This window comes from Kitasatospora azatica KCTC 9699 (assembly GCF_000744785.1).
Taxonomy (GTDB): domain Bacteria; phylum Actinomycetota; class Actinomycetes; order Streptomycetales; family Streptomycetaceae; genus Kitasatospora; species Kitasatospora azatica.
Genome location: NZ_JQMO01000003.1, coordinates 5,264,298 through 5,281,074, shown reverse-complemented (window position 1 = coordinate 5,281,074; position 16,777 = coordinate 5,264,298). Strand labels below are relative to the sequence as shown.

The following is a 16,777-nucleotide window of genomic DNA, read 5'->3' as shown; positions in this document are numbered from 1 at the left end:
ATCGGGAGGATGACCTGCGGTGGGGCAGCTGCGGAGGACGAGCATGAGCCGCAGCCACCGGCGTCGGTGCTGAACGAGGGTTCCACGATAACTCCCAGTCATTCGAGATGGGTTGGATCGCTCTCGGGACATCAGTCGGGTCAGCGGCGTCGAGGCGTGATGAGGAGACCGTCGAGCAGGAGGCAGTCCAGCCCCATGGCGAGGAACTCGGCGATGGCGTCGCCGGGGGTCTCGACGATCGGGTTTCCGGCGGCGTTGAAGGAGGTGTTGAGGAGGACTGGGATTCCCGTGAGCTGGCGGAATCGCTCGATGAGTGCGTGGTAGTCGGCGTTCTGACCGGGGTGTACGACGTGGACTCGGGCCGTGCCGTCGACGTGTACGACGGCGGGGATACGGAACCGCAGATGGCGCCGGACGGGTGCGGCCTGGAGCATGAAGGTGGCCGGCGCGCCGGGAGCGATCTCGCGCTCGGTGAGGTCGAACCATTCGGACGCCGACTCGGCGGTGACGCTCGGGGCGTACGGACGGAACGGCTCGCGGCATTTGATCTCAAGGTCCAGGCGGGTCTTGGTTTCGAGCCGTCGCGGGTCCCCGAGGATGCTGCGCTGCCCGAGCGCTCGTATCCCGTACTCGCTGCCGCCGCTGAACCAGCCGACGATCTGTCCTTGGGCGAGCCTCGACGCGACCGCTCCCACCACGTCTGGCGACGGCTCCACATCGATGTGGGCTGCGTATTCCTCGGCCGCCCGCCTGACCTCGGCCGCCTCGTAGGGACGACCGAGCGCCGCGCTGTTCATGGCCCAGCGGCGTGTCTGGCCGAGCAGGCAGTGCCAGGTCCAGAGCGCGTTGCCGAGGGCCTGCCCAACGTCGGAGGCGGCCGGCTGGATGAAGAGGCCGTCGAGATCCAGTTCTCTCGCGATTCTGTGGTTGGCGACGCAGTTCAACGCCGAACCGCCGGCCAGGCAGACCGTACGGATCCCGGTCTCCTCGACGGCGCGGCGCACCAGGTCGAGAAGGGCGCGCTCCAGGGCGGACTGTGCGAGTCCCGCCACCTCGTGGTGGAGTTCGGTGATGGGCTCTCCGGGGTCGCGGCCCTGATCGAGCGGGATGCCGAACTCTGCGTTAAGCCAGCCAGCGACGGCTTCGACCTTCGCGTCGTTTCGCTGAGGAAGTCGGCACAGCAGTCGGCCCGCCTCCCATTCGAAGAGCCGCGAGTCGCTCCACTTTCCGGTGGCGTGGGCCGCCAGGGCCATCGTCTGTCCGGCATCGTGGTAACTGGAGAAGCCGAGCCACTTGGTGATGTAGTTGTACGCCGCACCGAGTGAGATCTCGTCAGGCTGGTCGCCGTGGCTGGCGATCCGCCGGATCTCCGTCCCGATCCCACTGGTGCAGGCCCAAACGGTGGTCCGCTCCAAGCTGTTGAGCCAGTACTCCTGCCTGGTACGCGGCCCGAGGATGTTTCCCTCATTGTCGGCCACTACCGTGATCGCCTGCTGGAAGGGACTGGCGAGGAAGGCGCTCGCGGCGTGCGAGAGGTGATGCGACGGCACGACGACGACCTGATCGTCTCGAACGTCCAGCCCCTGCAGGCGCAGCGAGTGAGCGGCCCAGTCCGCCGGCGGCGGAACCTCGCAGCAGATGCTGACCGCGACGTAGTCGACCGAGCGGATGTCGGTCCCGGCCGCGTCGAGGCAGTACTGGCTCGCCAATCGGACCGATCCGCAGTGCTTCGCGCGGGTGAGTCGCTCTTCTGCGATGGCGACCATCGGCACCCCGTCACGCAGGAGAACCGCCGCCCCGTCGTAGAGGTCGGTACCGGTGGATGTCCGGGTCAGGTTGACGCCCAGGATGTCCATGCTCAACGCCTCCCCAGTTGTGGTCGCCTGCCGGCGACGCCCACCCGGTCGGGTACCTCCGCCTGGCCGTCTCGGGCCGCCGAGCGGGCGGCTGCCTCCAGGACGCTCGTGACCGCCACGAGGTGATCTGGTCCAGTCACCGTGGGGCGACCGGTCCGGCAGGCCACGGCGAACTCTTCGAGCTCGACTTTCAGCGGCTCCTGGTAGCCGTGCAGGCTGCCACTCCGCTGGCCTTGGTTGCAGCCGCTGCTGAGGACGTTGTCGCTCTGTGGACTGCTCTGCGCGCCCGTGCGCGTCAGGGTGTCCTCGCCGTTCACGTGGCCATGGCGGTACGTCACCGCCCAGTCCTCACCCAGCACGCGCAGCGAGCGCTTCGCGCCTGGGTGCCGCCAGCCCAGATAGACCTCACCGCGGACTCCTGAGGCGAACCCCAGGTCGAGAGTCACGGCGTCCAGATGCCGACCCCCGGGGAATCGGTGACCCCGCGCTGCCACCTCCAGCACCGGTTCGGCCAGCAGGTGAAGCAGGATCGACACGTCGTGCGGCCCGAAGTTCCACAACACGTCGCAGTCGGGTCGGCGTTGGCCGCCAAGTCGCTCGCTACGGAGCAGCCACGGCGTACTCGGGGCGCCGTCCCGCAGCCACCGTGCGAGGTTCCGGAGAGGCTGGGTGTAGAGGAAGGTGTGGCCCACCGAGACCTGGAGGCCCCTCGCGTCCGCCTCGGCCACCATGGCCTCGGCGTCGGCCGTGCTCATGGCAGCTGGCTTCTCCACGAGCACGTGGCGGCCGGCACGCAGTGCCGCACCGACCATGTCCGCGTGGGTGTGCGCCGGAGTGGCAACCACCACGGCCTCCACCCGGTCGTCGTCCAGAGCGTGTGCCAGCGTGGACCACACCGGTACGCCGTACCGCTGCCGAGCGAGATCGCGAGCCTCGGGCCGAGGGTCCACTACGCCCTGCAGCCTGACGCCATGCGCGTCGGTCACCGCTCGGGCATGGTTGGCGCCCCAGCGCCCGTGCCCCACCACGACGACTCCGAGTGGGCTGTCTCCCACAGACCCAGACCCCGTGGGTCGGGTCGACAGCACCTCGGTGATGCGAGCGAGCTGGGTCACGGAGTCACCCACTTGCGCAGCGCGGCGATCGAGCGGTCCAGGCCGTCAAGGTCGCCGCGCAGGTGCGACTCCAAGGTGATGGTGCCGGAGTACCCGAGACCGTGGAGCCGGTCGAAGATTTGCGGCCAGCGCAAGGTCCCGTCGCCAACCGGTACATACCGTCCGTACTGACGGTCCTTTACGTGCACGTCAACCGTCCGGGCCAGCAGTTCCTCGCTGAGCTCGTCGAGCCCGTCGCTGCCCGTCGCGAGGTAGCTATTGCATGGGTCCACTACAGCGGACAGTCCCGCGAGGGCGGTGAAGCGCTCAAGCTCAGGGAGCGTCCGCACGTGGCAGACGTACTCGTTCTCCACGGCTGCCAGACGGGCCGGCCAGTCCTCCACGGCCTGCGTGATGCTGTCGATCTGAGGCGCCGTAAGGGTAGCTGCGATCGGCTCCGCCGTCAGGAAGGTGAAGATCCGGACGGTCGGCGCCTGGAAGGCGGCAGCGAGCGCGGGGAGCCGCGCCGCGGCGTCGAGGTGATTCGAAAGGATCGGCTGAAAGCCGACGAAGTGAGGATCGACCAGGTGCGGCCCAGGGGTGTCGATGGGGAGGCACTTGAAGAGCGGCGACATGATGGACGTGACCGCGAGGTCGTGCCGCCGGAACAACTCCGCGAGACGCTCGACGTCCTGGTCGTCGCACTGAAGGATGTTCTTCCCCCAGATGGAGCGCACGGCTACGTGCCGGATGCCCTGCGCGACGGCGTACTTGATCGCGACCAGCGGGTCCTGGGAGACCTCATCGGTGATAATCGAGAGCTTCACGTTGTTTCTGTTCCTCTCGTACAAGCGAGGGCGAGGCCCTTCGCGGTTGAAAGCTGAGATCGGCAGCAGCAGGCAGTCGGGACAGGAACTTCGGCCTTGATCAGGCGAGTTGCGACCCGGGATCCGCTCGACTGGCCAATACGGCGCTGGTGAGCGCGATGAGGCTACGGCTGGGGCTTCGCGAGGAGCGCGGGGCCGCCGGTTGAGGGAGCCGTCACGAGGGCGACCCGGTCCGTCACTGTCTCCTACGTCCTTCGCCGCTCGGCGACGCGCCGTTGGCGGCGATATCGGGTGCCTTCGTCGGCGTCGGGCCGCTGCCGAGTGTCGGCGCAGTTCGGTCGGGCAGGGCGCATAGGGCCCAGACGACTTTTCCTTCGCCGCTCGGGTACCAGCCCCAGGACTCGCTGAGCTCGCCGACCAGGAGAAGGCCGCGACCATCCTCGTCCAGATCTGCGGCGCGACGAGGTTCAGGCGCCCGGTCACAGGAATCGGTGACTTCGATGAGCAGACGAGTGCTGTACGGCCGGACGTCCACGTGCACCTTGGCGCCCTCCACCGTTACCGCACTGGCGTTCTCCACAAGCTCAGTCACGATCAGCTCGAGATCCCCGGCAATGTCTGGGGTCAGCCGCCCCGCGTACTCGTCCCGAACTGCCCATCTGGCCGTCCGCGCAGCGGCTGGTCCTGCCTCGATGTCACGAGCCAGCTGCGGTATCCCCGCTTGGTGTTCGGCCAGTTGAGACAACGCCGGCACCGTGCCAGACCCGCTGATCGTGCCATGACGCAGCATCTGCCCACCTCCTCGTCGCGTTCGGCGGAACCCGATCACCGGGCGGAAGAAGACGCGGTTCTCCCGACGGCCTCCGCCGCCCTCACTACGATCACTACGATGCCGACCAACACCCCGGCCAGTTATGAGCGTTTATGAGTGAGCGGCCCATCCGCATGAGCCCTACGCTCCGGCCAACGCATCGTCAGTTCCGAAGTAGAGTCAGAACGCTAGAGCTGGGAAGGGATGACAACCCGGAAAATTCTTCCGGGGTCCGATCGCGGACGGATGGGACGCTGGGGGGCGAACCAACGATGACCGACGGCTTGACAATCGGCGAGCGCATCACGTGGTACCGGCGACGTCGCGGGATGTCTCAGGAGGTGCTCGCCGGCCTCGTCGGGAGGAGCACCGACTGGCTCAGCAAGGTGGAGAACGACCGCATCGCCATGGACAGGCTCGCGGTGATCAGAAGCGTTGCCGACGCGTTGCGCATCCGGCTGGGCGACCTGCTTGATGAGCCCTCAGTCCAGGCCCAGAGCGCGCCTGCCCGCGCCAGCGTTGTCGAGTCCCTCCGCGACGCCCTCACGGACTACCGCTCCATCTCGCCCGTGCTGGATCACGGGTCGAATGGAGGGCTGATCGAGCTGGACGTCCTCGACGCCCGCCTCCGCTCCGCCTGGGACGCCTGCCAGCACGCCCACTACTCGGTCGCGGTCCACCACCTCCCCTCGCTGCTCGCTCACTCCCACCAGGCGGCACAGCGACATCACGGAGACGACCAGTTACGGGCCTACTCCATGCTGGCCCTGACCCACCACCTGGCCGCCACGATCCTGGCGCGTACCGGAGAAGCGCATCTCGCGTGGATCGCGGCCGACCGTGGCCTTACGGCCGCTCAGCACTGCGGCGATCCCCTGGTCATCGGGTCGCTCTTCCGATCCGTGGCGCATAGCTTGCTCTCGTGTGGCCGCTTCACCGCCGCTCAGGACGTCACTTCTGACGCAGCCAGCTATCTGACGGCCGCGCGGCATCCCGCGTCCCCCGCATTCCTGTCGGTGTACGGCACTCTTCTTCTCGTCGGCGCCATGGCTGCTGCCCGAGACGGCGAGCGGGCCGCCGTCCAGGACTACATGCGAAGTTCGGCCAGCGCGGCCGAACAGCTCGGCCACGACGCCAACTACCTCTGGACAGCCTTCGGACCCACTAACGTCGCCATCCACCAGGTCTCCACCGCGGCTGAACTCGGCGACGTCCAGATCGCCCTCGACCTCGGCCCGTCGATCGAGGCCGCAGGGCTCCCCGTCGAGCGCCAGGTCCGGCACAAGCTGGAAGTCGCCCGCGCCCACAGCGCCCGTAACCGAACCGACGACGCGCTCGCCATCGTGCTCGCCGCCGAGCAGCTCTCCCCCGAGCAGGTCCGAGATCACTTCATATCCCGCCAGCTGGTCGGCACCTGGGTCCGCACCCTGCGTGGAAAGCCCAGTCCACGGCTGGCCGCGCTCGCACAACGCCTGCAGCTTCTCGAATGACCCTTCCTCCACCGACTACAGTCACAGCCGTGAACACGGCCCAGGACCACGAACCAGTCGCCCAGCCACGCGTCGCCGCCGGCGTGCTCTTCTTCGACGCCTCCGGACACGTCCTGCTGGTCAAACCCACCTACAAGGACGGCTGGGAGATCCCTGGCGGCTACCTACACCCCGGAGAGACCCCGACCGAAGGGGCCGCCCGCGAGGTCCTCGAAGAACTCGGCATCACACCGCCGATCGGCCGACTGCTGGTTGCTGACTGGGCACCTCACCCGGCGGAAGGCGACAAACTGCTCTTCGTCTTCGACGGCGGAGCGCTCGCGGCCGAGCACCGCGAGAAGATCGTCCTCGATGGCACCGAGATCGGTGACTACGCCTTCCACCGTGCAAGCGAGATCGACAGCCTCTTGATCCCCCGCCTGGCCCGCCGGATCCACGCAGCACTCCAGGCCAGGGATGCGACCTGCACGGCCTACCTTGAGCACGGAGTCTTGCCAGCGTGACTCGACTCCCCGCAGCGGTCGACCACAACGTGCTCGAAGTTGAGCACGTTGTCCCGCACACCCATGGCGCCGGAATCGCTCGGAAATGCATCCTGAGCGATCTGCCAGGTTGGGACGACAGGATTTGAACCTGCACCCCTTGATCTCCAGTGTGCCTACCCGGTGAGACGTTGGCCCCTGGGGCGAACAGGAAACCCATCGTTCTCTGGGGCCGCCTTGCGCTGCAGTGGAGAAACCACTCCGGGATGATCTCCATTGGGAGTGCTGTAACCTGACGCCACCACAGGTGCTGATTGCGTGACTATGCAGGTGCCAGGCGTTGCCATGGACAGGAGTTTCGGGTGGGATCGGCGGGGGGCCGCACGCCGTTGAGCGGAGTGCTGCTGTGCACAGACGAGGCGCGTATCCCGCTCCCGAACTGGGCTGCCTGGCTAGCTGAACTCGGCGCCTGGGCCGTGGAGCTGGCAGCGGAAGGCGTCAGCGGAACCGTTGCAGTCTCCGTTCCCGCCCGCGAGTACGCCAGCGTCCTCCTCGGATGCGGAGCGGTGTATGCGGCATTCCAGCCACAGTTGGACACCTCGCCTGAGGGCTCCCAGTTCGACAGAGCCGTAAGTCTTGTACCGAGGAGCCACGTCGTCCGGCTCATCCCGACGCGGAACACCACCGGATTCGTAGGCATCCTCAATGAGGCAGTGATCAAGCACAATCGCAAGGGTTACAACGTCGGCGGAAGCTGGTTTCCGGCGGATCAGTACCGGATCGATGTCCTCCGCTGGCCGGACAGCCCGAGGGAATTCATGGGGCGGAGCCGCACTCTGGAGCCGATCGACATCCCGGACGGCGCAGACGGACTGTTCCCCGGCGCGGCCGCCGACTTCTGCGGGTTCAGCACCCTCCACTGCGCGATCGTCGGCAATGGCAGGGCCATCCAGCAGGAGTCCGGGACCCTCGTCGCAGCCTCCGCAGCGACGGAGCCGATTCCGCTCAGCGCTCTGCTCCGGCTCCGCAGCGTGCGCGACAAGGCGCGCCAGTTCCGTAGCCTGCTGCTGCCAGCGCGGGAGGACCCCGAGGACTACCGTGAACTCGTTGCCGCGCGGAAGCCCAGAGTCACGATCCTGGACGGCGCGGCGACGGTCTGCCGGTGGCTCGGCGCGGGGATGTCGCCGATCACGGTCGCGCTGGTCGAGCGTACGGCGCCTTCCGGCGACTCCGCAGCCGACGTCCTCGAACGCTACCGAGCGAGGAGCCTGCGGGACCTGCCGCTCCCAGCGGACCTCGCCCGTGTCCCTGCCGGGATCGAAGTACTCGCATGGCAGAGCAGGGTGGGGAACCCATGACGACGCTCGAAGAGATCGACCAGGTCTACGCCTGCGCGGCGGAGTGCGAGATCTGGGACCAGCCCGTCGAGCATCCCACCGCGCGGGCCTTCGTCTTCGCGGCGACCGGCTTCCTGCGAGCCCTCGGGGAAGCTGAGGACACCGAACTCTGGAGGTCCAGCGCTGCCCTCCTGCGCCGGTGCCGGAGACTCGTCTGCACGGTTCCGCTCCCGTTCGACGAGCCGCTGCTCCAGTTCGAGGACGCTGCCCGCCAACTCGCAGCGGCCGCTGCCGGCTTCGACGGCATCGCCGATCCTGGACACGTGGAGCGGTTGCGGACTGCGACGCTGAGCCTCGAGCGCCTCGCCGCTGACGGCGGGGATCCGCTCGGCGACTGCGTGCGGGACTTCCTCACGTTGGAGGACCCCCGTGACGGGATCGTCGTCCTGTCCGACCGCAGGTTCACCGACGCGGTCGCCGAGGCCATGGCGCTGAACGGCGTCCAAACGCGCATCGGTACCTACGCCGACCTTGTCGGGCACGACATCTATGCCTCGGCTGTAGTCGTCGGACCACCAGCCTGGATCCGCCCCGGGCTCCTCAATGCGCCCCGGATCGGAAACCTCGCGCTCGTGCACTACGGCTTCTTCCGCGAGAGCCCTGAAGTGGCACCGCTCCTGTTCGGGCCAGCGGTCAGCACCCACGTCACGCGCCCCATCAAGAAGTCGAAGCCATTCCGATATGGAGCGCCGGAAACGTCGGCACTGAGCCCGCAGCCGCCGGAACCGGAAGGAGTCGGCCTGCTTTCTGCCGAGGAGTGCTCGCCCAGCGAGGAGATCCAAGCCTCGTTCCCCCGGTATCCGGCAGAAGGAAGCTACCGCGGTGTCCCCGACCAGGTCGAAGCGCATGCGGCCGTCCTCGCTGACGGCTCCCATGTGCTCCTGCCGACAGATGCCGACGCCCGCATCCTTGCGCTGCGCGCTGAGGACCTCCCCGACGTCCACGTGGAGCAGGTCTCCGCATCCTCCGTGGGCCGCGGTGACTACCTGGCCCTGCGGAACCGTTCCCACCACCAGGACCTTATGGACCGGGCGGACGCCATCCTTGGCCTGGACGCGGCCTCGCTGCGGGCCACCCAGGCCGAATGGAAGAAGCGACTATGGGAGCGGACCGAGCGGCACCCTCGAGGCATCCGTGGCGTCGCCGGCGAACTCCGCAGTCTGGGAGCCGTCACCGCCAACGTCGGCTACTGGGTAAGCGGCTGGTGTATCCGGCCGAGGAGCAAGGACGACTTCGCTGTTGTGCTGCGCTACCTGGCGCTTGGGGCTGACGTCGACGGAGCCTGGGAGCGTCTGCGGCGGATCGACAGCGCCCACCGCAGCGCCGGGCAGCGGTACGCCCACGACCTCCAGCGGGCGCTGACCCCGGACAGCGTGGAGCGACTCGTCGCAGCTGGTTGGTGCACCGTCAGCCCGACCGGACCGGATAGCGAGACACTCATCGCCCGCATCGACGACATCCTGCCCGACACCCTGCAGGTCCCCCTGCACGCCCTCTGCCGACTCAGCGCAACGGAGGACACCCGATGACCCGAATGATCCCGCCGTCCTTCGCCCCGGAGAGCACCAGCCCAGGGGAGCGCGAGGTCTTCGAACGGCTGCGCGACGATCCGGCCACGGAAGGATGGATCGCACTCCACTCCCTGGGCATCGCCAAGCACCCCAGGCAGGTCCAGGGCGAGGCCGACTTCGTGGTCATCGTCCCGGGCAGCGGCGTCGTCTGCCTGGAAGTGAAGTCGCACCTGCACGTCGTCCGGTTCGCAGACGGCCACTGGAAACTCGGTCAGCAGCAGCCGGAGGCCCGCGGGCCGTTCAAGCAGGCCGACGAGGCAATGCACGCGATCGCCACACAGCTCAAGAAGGCTAACCCCCAGCTGCCGCGCCTCCCCATCATCTCCGCTGTCTGCTTCACCCACGCCCGCTTCCAGGTGCCCAACCCCACCGAGTGGCACAGCTGGCAGGCGATCGACACGGTCGCCTTCCACCGCAACTCCATCTCAGCCCTGCTGCGCGCCGTCCTGAATGGCCATCGTGAGCACCTCGCCGGAACCCCGAGTGTCCGCTCCTGGTTCTCCCTGTCACACGCTGAGCCGACTCTGGTGAACTGCGCGCGCATCGCGGACCAGCTGCGGCCAAGCTTCGAGTTCGCCGAGCCGCCCAAGATCCGTCGCTACCGCCGACAGGAGGAGGCCGAGCGGTTCACGCGGCAGCAGTATCAGTTGCTCGACATGATCGCCGAGAATCCGCGCTGCATCGTGAAGGGAGCGGCCGGCACCGGCAAGACCTTCATCGCCTTGGAGGCCGCCCGCCGACTCGCCGCCGACGGCTCGCGTGTGCTCCTCTGCTGCTACAACAACCTCCTGGGCCAGTGGCTCAAAGAGGAGACCGCCAGTGACCGCCTGATAACTGCGGGAACACTCCACAGTTATATGGGGAAGCTCGCACCGAACGCATCGGAGCATCACAAGGGCGAGGGCGGCTTCTTCACCGAAGTACTCCCGGAACTCGCCCTCGGCGCGCTTCTCGAGGGGCTCCCGCCATTTGACGCCCTGGTCGTCGACGAGGCACAGGACCTCATGCTGGACTCCTACCTGGACGTCCTCGATACGTCCGTCCGCGGAGGGCTCGGCAGCGGCAGGTGGCTGCACTTCGGCGACTTCACAAACCAGGCGATCTACGACTCCGGCTATGCCGGAATCGGCCTGCTCAAGGACCGAGCGGGCACCGCTTCCGCGTCCTTCACCCTGACGGCGAACTGCCGCAACGTCCCCTCGATCTCCCAGTACGTGGAGGAGACCTCGCATCTGGACCCCGGATACAGCGACACCCTGCGCGCGGAGAACGACCGCGAGGCCGTACGGGAGTGGTGGAGCACGCCTGCGGAGCAGGACCAGCACTTGGTCAAGCACCTAGCCAGGCTCCACGCGGACGGCTTCGCCACGGACGAGATCGTGGTGCTGTCAACCCGCGGGAAGGGCAGTGCCGCAGAACTGTGCACCGACCCGCGATGGTCCCGGCGGCTGGCCCCGTTCGCCAAGCCGCAAAGCGGGGCCATCGCCTACGGAACAGTCCACGCGTTCAAGGGAATGGACGCGGCGGCAGTGATCGTCACTGATATCGAGGAGATCAAGGACGCCAGGAGCGAAGCTCTCTTCTACATCGCCTCGTCGCGGGCGCGCGACGACCTCACCATCATCGCCCGGGACACCGCGCGCCCCGACTTCCGCCGATTGGTACTGGGAGAATAGCCATGCCCGAGAAAGACCGGACAGCCGGCCGTGACGAGATCATCAGGGCCCTGCGGGACGAGCTCCTGGGCCCATCGCCCGCCGGCAAGCCTCTGGACAGGTTCACCTTCGACAAGAAGGAGGACTCATACGGCCCCTGGACCAATGCCGCCACCGGCGAGGAGATCCTGGAGCGCGCCCCCCTGATCCGATACGGCGTCGGCGTCCTCTACCCCGTCGCCGGTGCGGCAAGCCCCAAGATCGCCGACCAGGCCATCGTGCCCGGCCTGACCGCCGAGGACACCGAGGGGCCGCAGACCGGGGCGTGGGAAGGATCCGCCGGGCGGTTGGGAGCGACCTCTGACGACGCCGACTTCGATCTCTCGGGCGCCAACGAACGCAGGCCCACAGCCATGGGCATCTCGTTCCTCCTGACCCCGGATCCGCGGACCGGTCTGAAGATCGAGGCGACCGGCGGCCGGTATGAGCAGATCAGGATCGACCTCCCGGGCGGGGCCCGGCGCACCTGGTGGACCCGCATCCCGGTCAAGGCGGTGTGGCGACTGGCTCCTGAACACTTCGAGCGGATCCCCCGACTCCACCGCGAACTGATCCCAGTAGCCAGCGAGTCCACGGGACTGGAGGGGCTCGACCTGCGGCTGACAGTGAACCTGCGGCGGCACGCCGCAGGCACCCTGACGACCATCGCCCTCGTGAACCGGTCCCTGCCGGGAGTTAGGGCGGTGGATGCCGCATCCCTCTTCCAGGCCGGGATGACAGCGACTCCCGAGAACACCTGGATCGTCCCCTACCCCGAGAGCGCCGAAGCCGGAGCACACCCTGACGACGCGTCCTTCCGGCTCATCTACCGGCACGCACAAACGTACGCCGTCGGACATGGCTGTTCCGCCGACTGGGACGATCCCGACAACGCGGGACGGTCGCGGTGGGCGAAGGCCGATCCGCTCCCGGAGTACGAGACTCCCAGTATCACCCCCGACATCGTCCTGGAGGACGGCCAGCCCCTGACCGTCTCTATGGCGCAGCTTGCCGGGACCGAGCCGGGCGGCATGGCCCAGCTCGAACGGGTCCTGGCGGAGTATGCGGGCTGGATCGAGGCACATAGGACCCAGGCGGCGGCACTGGAAGAGGAGTTCCGCGCGACCGCCGAGCGGCACATGGCCGACTGCACCAGGGCACTGGAGCGCATGCGAGAAGGGCTCGAGCTCGTCCGCGACCCCGCCAGCCAGATCGGCCGGGCCTTCCGGCTGGCCAACGCGGCCATGCTCAAGCAGCAGGTGCGTTCCGGCGCCGAGCTGCGCACCACCCGGCTCGTCGACGGGCGGATCCGTGTCGAGGGCGAACCGCCCGACGAGAAGGCCGCAGCACAGGCGGGGCGCGGTGCATGGCGCGCTTTCCAGATCGCCTTCCTGCTCGCCGCGATCCCCTCCACCGCTGACCCCGCGCATCCGGACCGCCTCGCCGTCGACCTGATCTTCTTCCCCACCGGGGGTGGAAAGACCGAGGCATATCTCGGCCTCTCCGCCTTCGCGATCCTGCTGCGGCGGCTGCGCGAACCCAGCGACGCCAGCGTCACCATCCTCATGCGCTACACCCTGCGCTTGCTGACCGCGCAGCAGTTCCTCCGCGCCGCCGGGCTGATCTGCGCGCTCGAAGACCTGCGCGACCGGGAGGAAGGGCTGGGCAGCGAGCGGTTCTCCATCGGCATCTGGGTCGGTGGCGACTCGACGCCGAACAAGAACAGCGACGCCGTCTCAGCGTTGAAGGCACTCGCCCGCGAGGGGGGAGACAACCCCTTCCTGCTCCTGCGCTGCCCGTGGTGCGCCGCCCAGATGGGGCCGGTGAAGAGCGTCCAGGACCCTGACTCAGCGTCAGGCGGGCGAAGCCGGACCCCACGCGGAAGGCCGCAGCAGACCGAGAGGCAGAACACCATCGCGGGCTACGAGGCGTACGGCGGACGCGTCCTCTTCCTCTGCCCTGACACGAACTGCGAATTCTCCACCACCAGGCGCCCACTCCCGGTCTATGTCGTAGACGACGATGTGTACGAGTACCGCCCGTCCCTCGTCATCGGGACGGTGGACAAGTTCGCGCTGCTCGCCTGGAACCCCCGCGCACGAGCCCTGTTCGGACTCGGAGAGTCCGGACAGCGTGACTACTCGCCTCCCGAGCTCGTGATCCAGGACGAGCTGCACCTGATCGCAGGCCCCCTCGGCTCGATGACCGGCCTGTACGAGGGACTCATCGAGAACCTGTGCACCGACTCGCGCGGAGCAGCTCCGGCCCCACCGAAGATCATCGCCTCGACGGCGACCATCCGCCGCCACGAGGAACAGGTCCGTGCCCTGTACGCACGCGACACGGTCCACCTCTTCCCTCCGCACGGCATCGACGCGGCGGACTCGTTCTTCGCGGTATACGCACGCGACCACGCCAGCGGAGAGCTCCTCCCGGGGCGGAGGTACATCGGCGTCCACGCGCCCGCGCTCGGTTCCATGCAGACCACCCAAGTGCGCTCCTTCGCCTCACTCCTGCAAGCAGCGAAGGACGCTCCGGACGGGGAGCAGCAGGACCCCTGGTGGACGCTGATGGCCTTCTTCAACAGCCTCCGCGAGCTCGGCAACTCCCTCTCACTGATGCAGTCCGACATCCCCGACTACCTCAAGACCATCAACAACCGCTCCAGTGCGGACCGTACGGAGGTCCGCTACCTCAACCGCGTGGAGGAGATGACGAGTCGGCTCCGCCAGGACCAGATTCCCGAAGCGATGGAGAAGCTTGCCCAGAAGGCCAAGGACGGCAAAGCCATCGATGTCTGCCTCGCGTCCAGCCTTATCGAAGTCGGTATCGACATCGACCGTCTGTCCCTGATGGCCGTAGTGGGCCAGCCCAAGAACACCTCTCAGTACATCCAGGTCACCGGGCGCGTCGGCCGCAAGTGGGACAAGCGTCCCGGCCTGGTAGTCACCCTCTACGGAGCGGCCAAACCACGCGACCGGAGCCACTTCGAGCGCTTCCGCAGCTACCACCAACGGCTGTACGCCCAGGTCGAACCCACCAGCGCGACCCCGTTCGCGCCGTCGGCTGTGGAGCGCGCCCTGCACGCCGTCGCCGTCGGGTACATCCGTCAGACAGCCGAGCAGTCCCTGCCGCCGTTCCCCTTCCCCAAGGCCCTGTTCGACGAGGCTGAGGAACTCCTGCTCGCCCGGGTCGCGATCTGCGACCCCAGCGAGGAGAGCCACGTCGCCTCCGTCCTGGGCAAGCTCCGAAAAGAGTGGTCCCACTGGGAGCCGACCACCTGGGGTACACCGGGCGGAACCGCCGTACTCGGCAGCCTCATGCGGGCGGCAGGCCACTATGCGGACGGCATCGTCGAGGAGAGCACTTGGCCTACGCCCACCTCCATGCGCGGCGCCGACGCAGAGTGCCGCGCCGAAATCACCCAGCAGTATGCACTCGAAGGGGCCAGGCAGTGATCCGCGGCAAGATCCGGCGCTCTCAGCTCGTCGCCCCGTTCGGGCCGGGAGCCATGCAGGTCCTCGCGGACGGCACCTCCGTTATCACCGCCGGCCTCGACCACTGGTTCATCCCCGGGGAGAGGCTGGACCAGGAGGAATTCCGCATCCACGAATGGCGACTGGAACGCCACCTCGGGGTGGAGGCCCTCTACACCCCGCCGGACTACCGGGACAGCTTCAGGTCGAGCCCCGACCAGTACAACACCAAGCTCCAGGTACCAGTCCTGCGCTTCCCTGCCTGGAGCTTCTGCCCCCGGTGCCGCGCCCTGACCCAGCACCCGCTGCACCTCGCGGACCGGCCGCGCTGCACCAACCCGAACTGCCCCAGGCAAAAGGCATCCTGGGCACCGTTTCTCGCACAGGTTCCCTTCGTGGCCCTGTGCGAGCGCGGCCACCTCCAGGACTTCCCCTGGGTCGAGTGGGTCCATCGGGCCGTCAGCCCGAGCTGTCGCTCACCCAAGCTCAAGCTCCGGACCTCCGGCGGCGGCACTCTTGCCTCGCAGCGCGTCGTTTGCGAGACCTGCCACAAGGACCGGGGGCTGGAGGGCATCACCTCGGTGGAACGCCCCAACCAGGGGGACAAGGACGAGACCACCTACCTCACCGCCCATCTGGAGGACGGCACTGAGTTCTCGTGCCGTGGAGCTATGCCCTGGCTCGGTCTGGCAACGGCCGGACAGCCCTGCGGAGAACCGCTGCGCGGCAGCCTCCGCGGCGCGGCCAACGTCTACTACGCCCTGGTCAAGAGTTCCATCTTCATCCCTGAGGCATCGTCAACGGGAGTAGACCCCCGCGTACTCGAGGCTCTCGAGGAGCAGACCATCGCCAGGGCGCGGGCGAATGCCCGCGGCGTCCTGGACGACGGGGAGGTCCTCACCGCAAGCCGCCTGCGGCGGACCGCGAGGAAGAACGCCTTCCGCCTGGAGAAGTTCACCGACGAGCAGATCGAGGCGGCGCTCTCGATCCTGGAGGGCCCGGCGGCGGCTTCCACCGAGCTGACGGCCGATGCCGACGGGGACCAGGCACCGTTCCGCCAGCAGGAGTACACGCGCATCCGAGACACCATCGACTCGACCGAGCTTGTTGTCCGGGAGCAGGAGGCCGACTCCGCCAACGACGTCGGACGGCTGGTGTCACGCGTACGCCTCGTCGAGAAGCTGCGGGAGACCCGTGTCCTCTGGGGGTTCAACCGGATCTTCGCCGAGTCGTCCAACCCGGACACCGCTGCCCGGATGGCCCTGCTGCGTCGCCGGACCCCGGAGGATGGCGAGTCATGGCTCCCCGCCTACACCGTGCTCGGGGAAGGCATCTACCTGGAACTCGATCCGGAACTCCTGGTGCAGTGGGAAGTAGCCCCGTCGGTGCAGAACCGGCTCGTCCCGATAGCCCAGCGGTTCCAGATGGTGGCCCAGGAACGCCACCTCGTCGAACGACAGGTAACTCCCCGGCTCGTTCTACTGCACACGCTCGCCCACCTGCTGATCAACCAACTGACGTTCGAGTGCGGCTACAGCTCGGCGTCACTGCGGGAACGCCTCTACGTCTCGCCCGGGACTGATGGAATGAACGGCCTGCTCATCTACACTGCCGCTGGCGACTCGGAAGGGACCCTCGGTGGGCTCGTGCGCATGGGTCAGCCTGAGCGCTTCGAAGAGGTCCTGAAGAACGCGATCAGCAATTCCCGCTGGTGCTCCTCTGACCCGGTCTGCATGGACAGCCACGGCCAGGGGCCCGATTCCTGCAACCTCGCAGCGTGCCACAGCTGTGCTCTGCTGCCCGAAACGGCGTGTGAGGAGTTCAACCGCTTCCTCGACCGCGGACTGGTCGCCGGAACTCTGGATGATCCCGGACTGGGATTCTTCAGCAGCCTCGCGTGAAATGGGTCAGCCGACGTGGCGCTCAGAGCGCTGCACTTGCCGGAATTCGCATCTGGACTGGTCATGCAGCATGTCGGTACTCATGCAGGATTCCGCCGAGCCGGTCGCGTCGGCGTATCTCGAGCTGGGAGAGCTGCCCCGGGTCGGCGACTGGCGCGAGTAGAGAGCGTGTGTCTGC

11 protein-coding genes are annotated in these 16,777 nt (G+C 67.7%); 7 read left to right on the top strand and 4 right to left on the bottom strand.

Annotated features, from left to right (window positions below):
* Positions 1–140: 140 nt before the first annotated feature.
* The 4 genes from BR98_RS36870 to BR98_RS38650 all read right to left on the bottom strand — a co-directional run bounded on the left by BR98_RS36870 (position 141) and on the right by BR98_RS38650 (position 4,567).
* Complete coding sequence (locus tag BR98_RS36870) at positions 141–1,856, bottom strand: carbamoyltransferase family protein (protein WP_051970792.1); 1,716 nt, start codon at positions 1,854–1,856, stop codon at positions 141–143.
* 2 nt (positions 1,857–1,858) lie between these two features.
* Positions 1,859–2,881 carry a Gfo/Idh/MocA family protein gene (locus BR98_RS36865; RefSeq protein ID WP_267886133.1) on the bottom strand — a complete coding sequence of 341 codons (1,023 nt, stop codon included), beginning with the start codon at positions 2,879–2,881 and terminating at the stop codon, positions 1,859–1,861.
* A gap of 86 nt (positions 2,882–2,967) precedes the next feature.
* Positions 2,968–3,777, bottom strand: coding sequence for a sugar phosphate isomerase/epimerase family protein (locus BR98_RS39905; protein WP_035851068.1), 810 nt, complete (start codon positions 3,775–3,777; stop codon positions 2,968–2,970).
* Between the two features lie 235 nt (positions 3,778–4,012).
* Positions 4,013–4,567 carry an ATP-binding protein gene (locus BR98_RS38650; RefSeq protein WP_083977318.1) on the bottom strand — a complete coding sequence of 185 codons (555 nt, stop codon included), beginning with the start codon at positions 4,565–4,567 and terminating at the stop codon, positions 4,013–4,015.
* A gap of 293 nt (positions 4,568–4,860) precedes the next feature.
* On the opposite strand from BR98_RS38650, the gene BR98_RS33955 reads away from it, so the two are divergent.
* From BR98_RS33955 to drmB, 7 genes are all read left to right on the top strand, one after another.
* Positions 4,861–6,078: a helix-turn-helix domain-containing protein gene (locus tag BR98_RS33955; protein ID WP_035851066.1), complete on the top strand. Its 1,218-nt coding sequence runs from the start codon at positions 4,861–4,863 to the stop codon at positions 6,076–6,078.
* Positions 6,079–6,107: 29 nt separating this feature from the next.
* Positions 6,108–6,581, top strand: coding sequence for an NUDIX domain-containing protein (locus tag BR98_RS33950; RefSeq protein WP_035851063.1), 474 nt, complete (start codon positions 6,108–6,110; stop codon positions 6,579–6,581).
* A 368-nt stretch (positions 6,582–6,949) separates the two neighbouring features.
* A complete protein-coding gene (locus tag BR98_RS33945; RefSeq protein WP_157538063.1) occupies positions 6,950–7,918 on the top strand; it encodes a hypothetical protein in 969 nt (322 codons plus the stop codon).
* Positions 7,915–9,486, top strand: coding sequence for a hypothetical protein (locus tag BR98_RS33940; protein ID WP_035851057.1), 1,572 nt, complete (start codon positions 7,915–7,917; stop codon positions 9,484–9,486). The genes BR98_RS33945 and BR98_RS33940 overlap by 4 nt, the downstream gene beginning before the upstream one ends.
* Positions 9,483–11,204, top strand: a complete 1,722-nt coding sequence (locus BR98_RS33935; RefSeq protein WP_035851053.1) for a nuclease-related domain-containing DEAD/DEAH box helicase — start codon at positions 9,483–9,485, stop codon at positions 11,202–11,204. The genes BR98_RS33940 and BR98_RS33935 overlap by 4 nt, the downstream gene beginning before the upstream one ends.
* A gap of 2 nt (positions 11,205–11,206) precedes the next feature.
* Positions 11,207–14,680 carry a helicase-related protein gene (locus BR98_RS33930; protein ID WP_051970788.1) on the top strand — a complete coding sequence of 1,158 codons (3,474 nt, stop codon included), beginning with the start codon at positions 11,207–11,209 and terminating at the stop codon, positions 14,678–14,680.
* Positions 14,677–16,599: a DUF1998 domain-containing protein gene (drmB, locus tag BR98_RS33925; RefSeq protein ID WP_157538061.1), complete on the top strand. Its 1,923-nt coding sequence runs from the start codon at positions 14,677–14,679 to the stop codon at positions 16,597–16,599. Before BR98_RS33930 ends, drmB begins: the two co-directional genes overlap by 4 nt.
* Positions 16,600–16,777 lie beyond the last annotated feature (178 nt).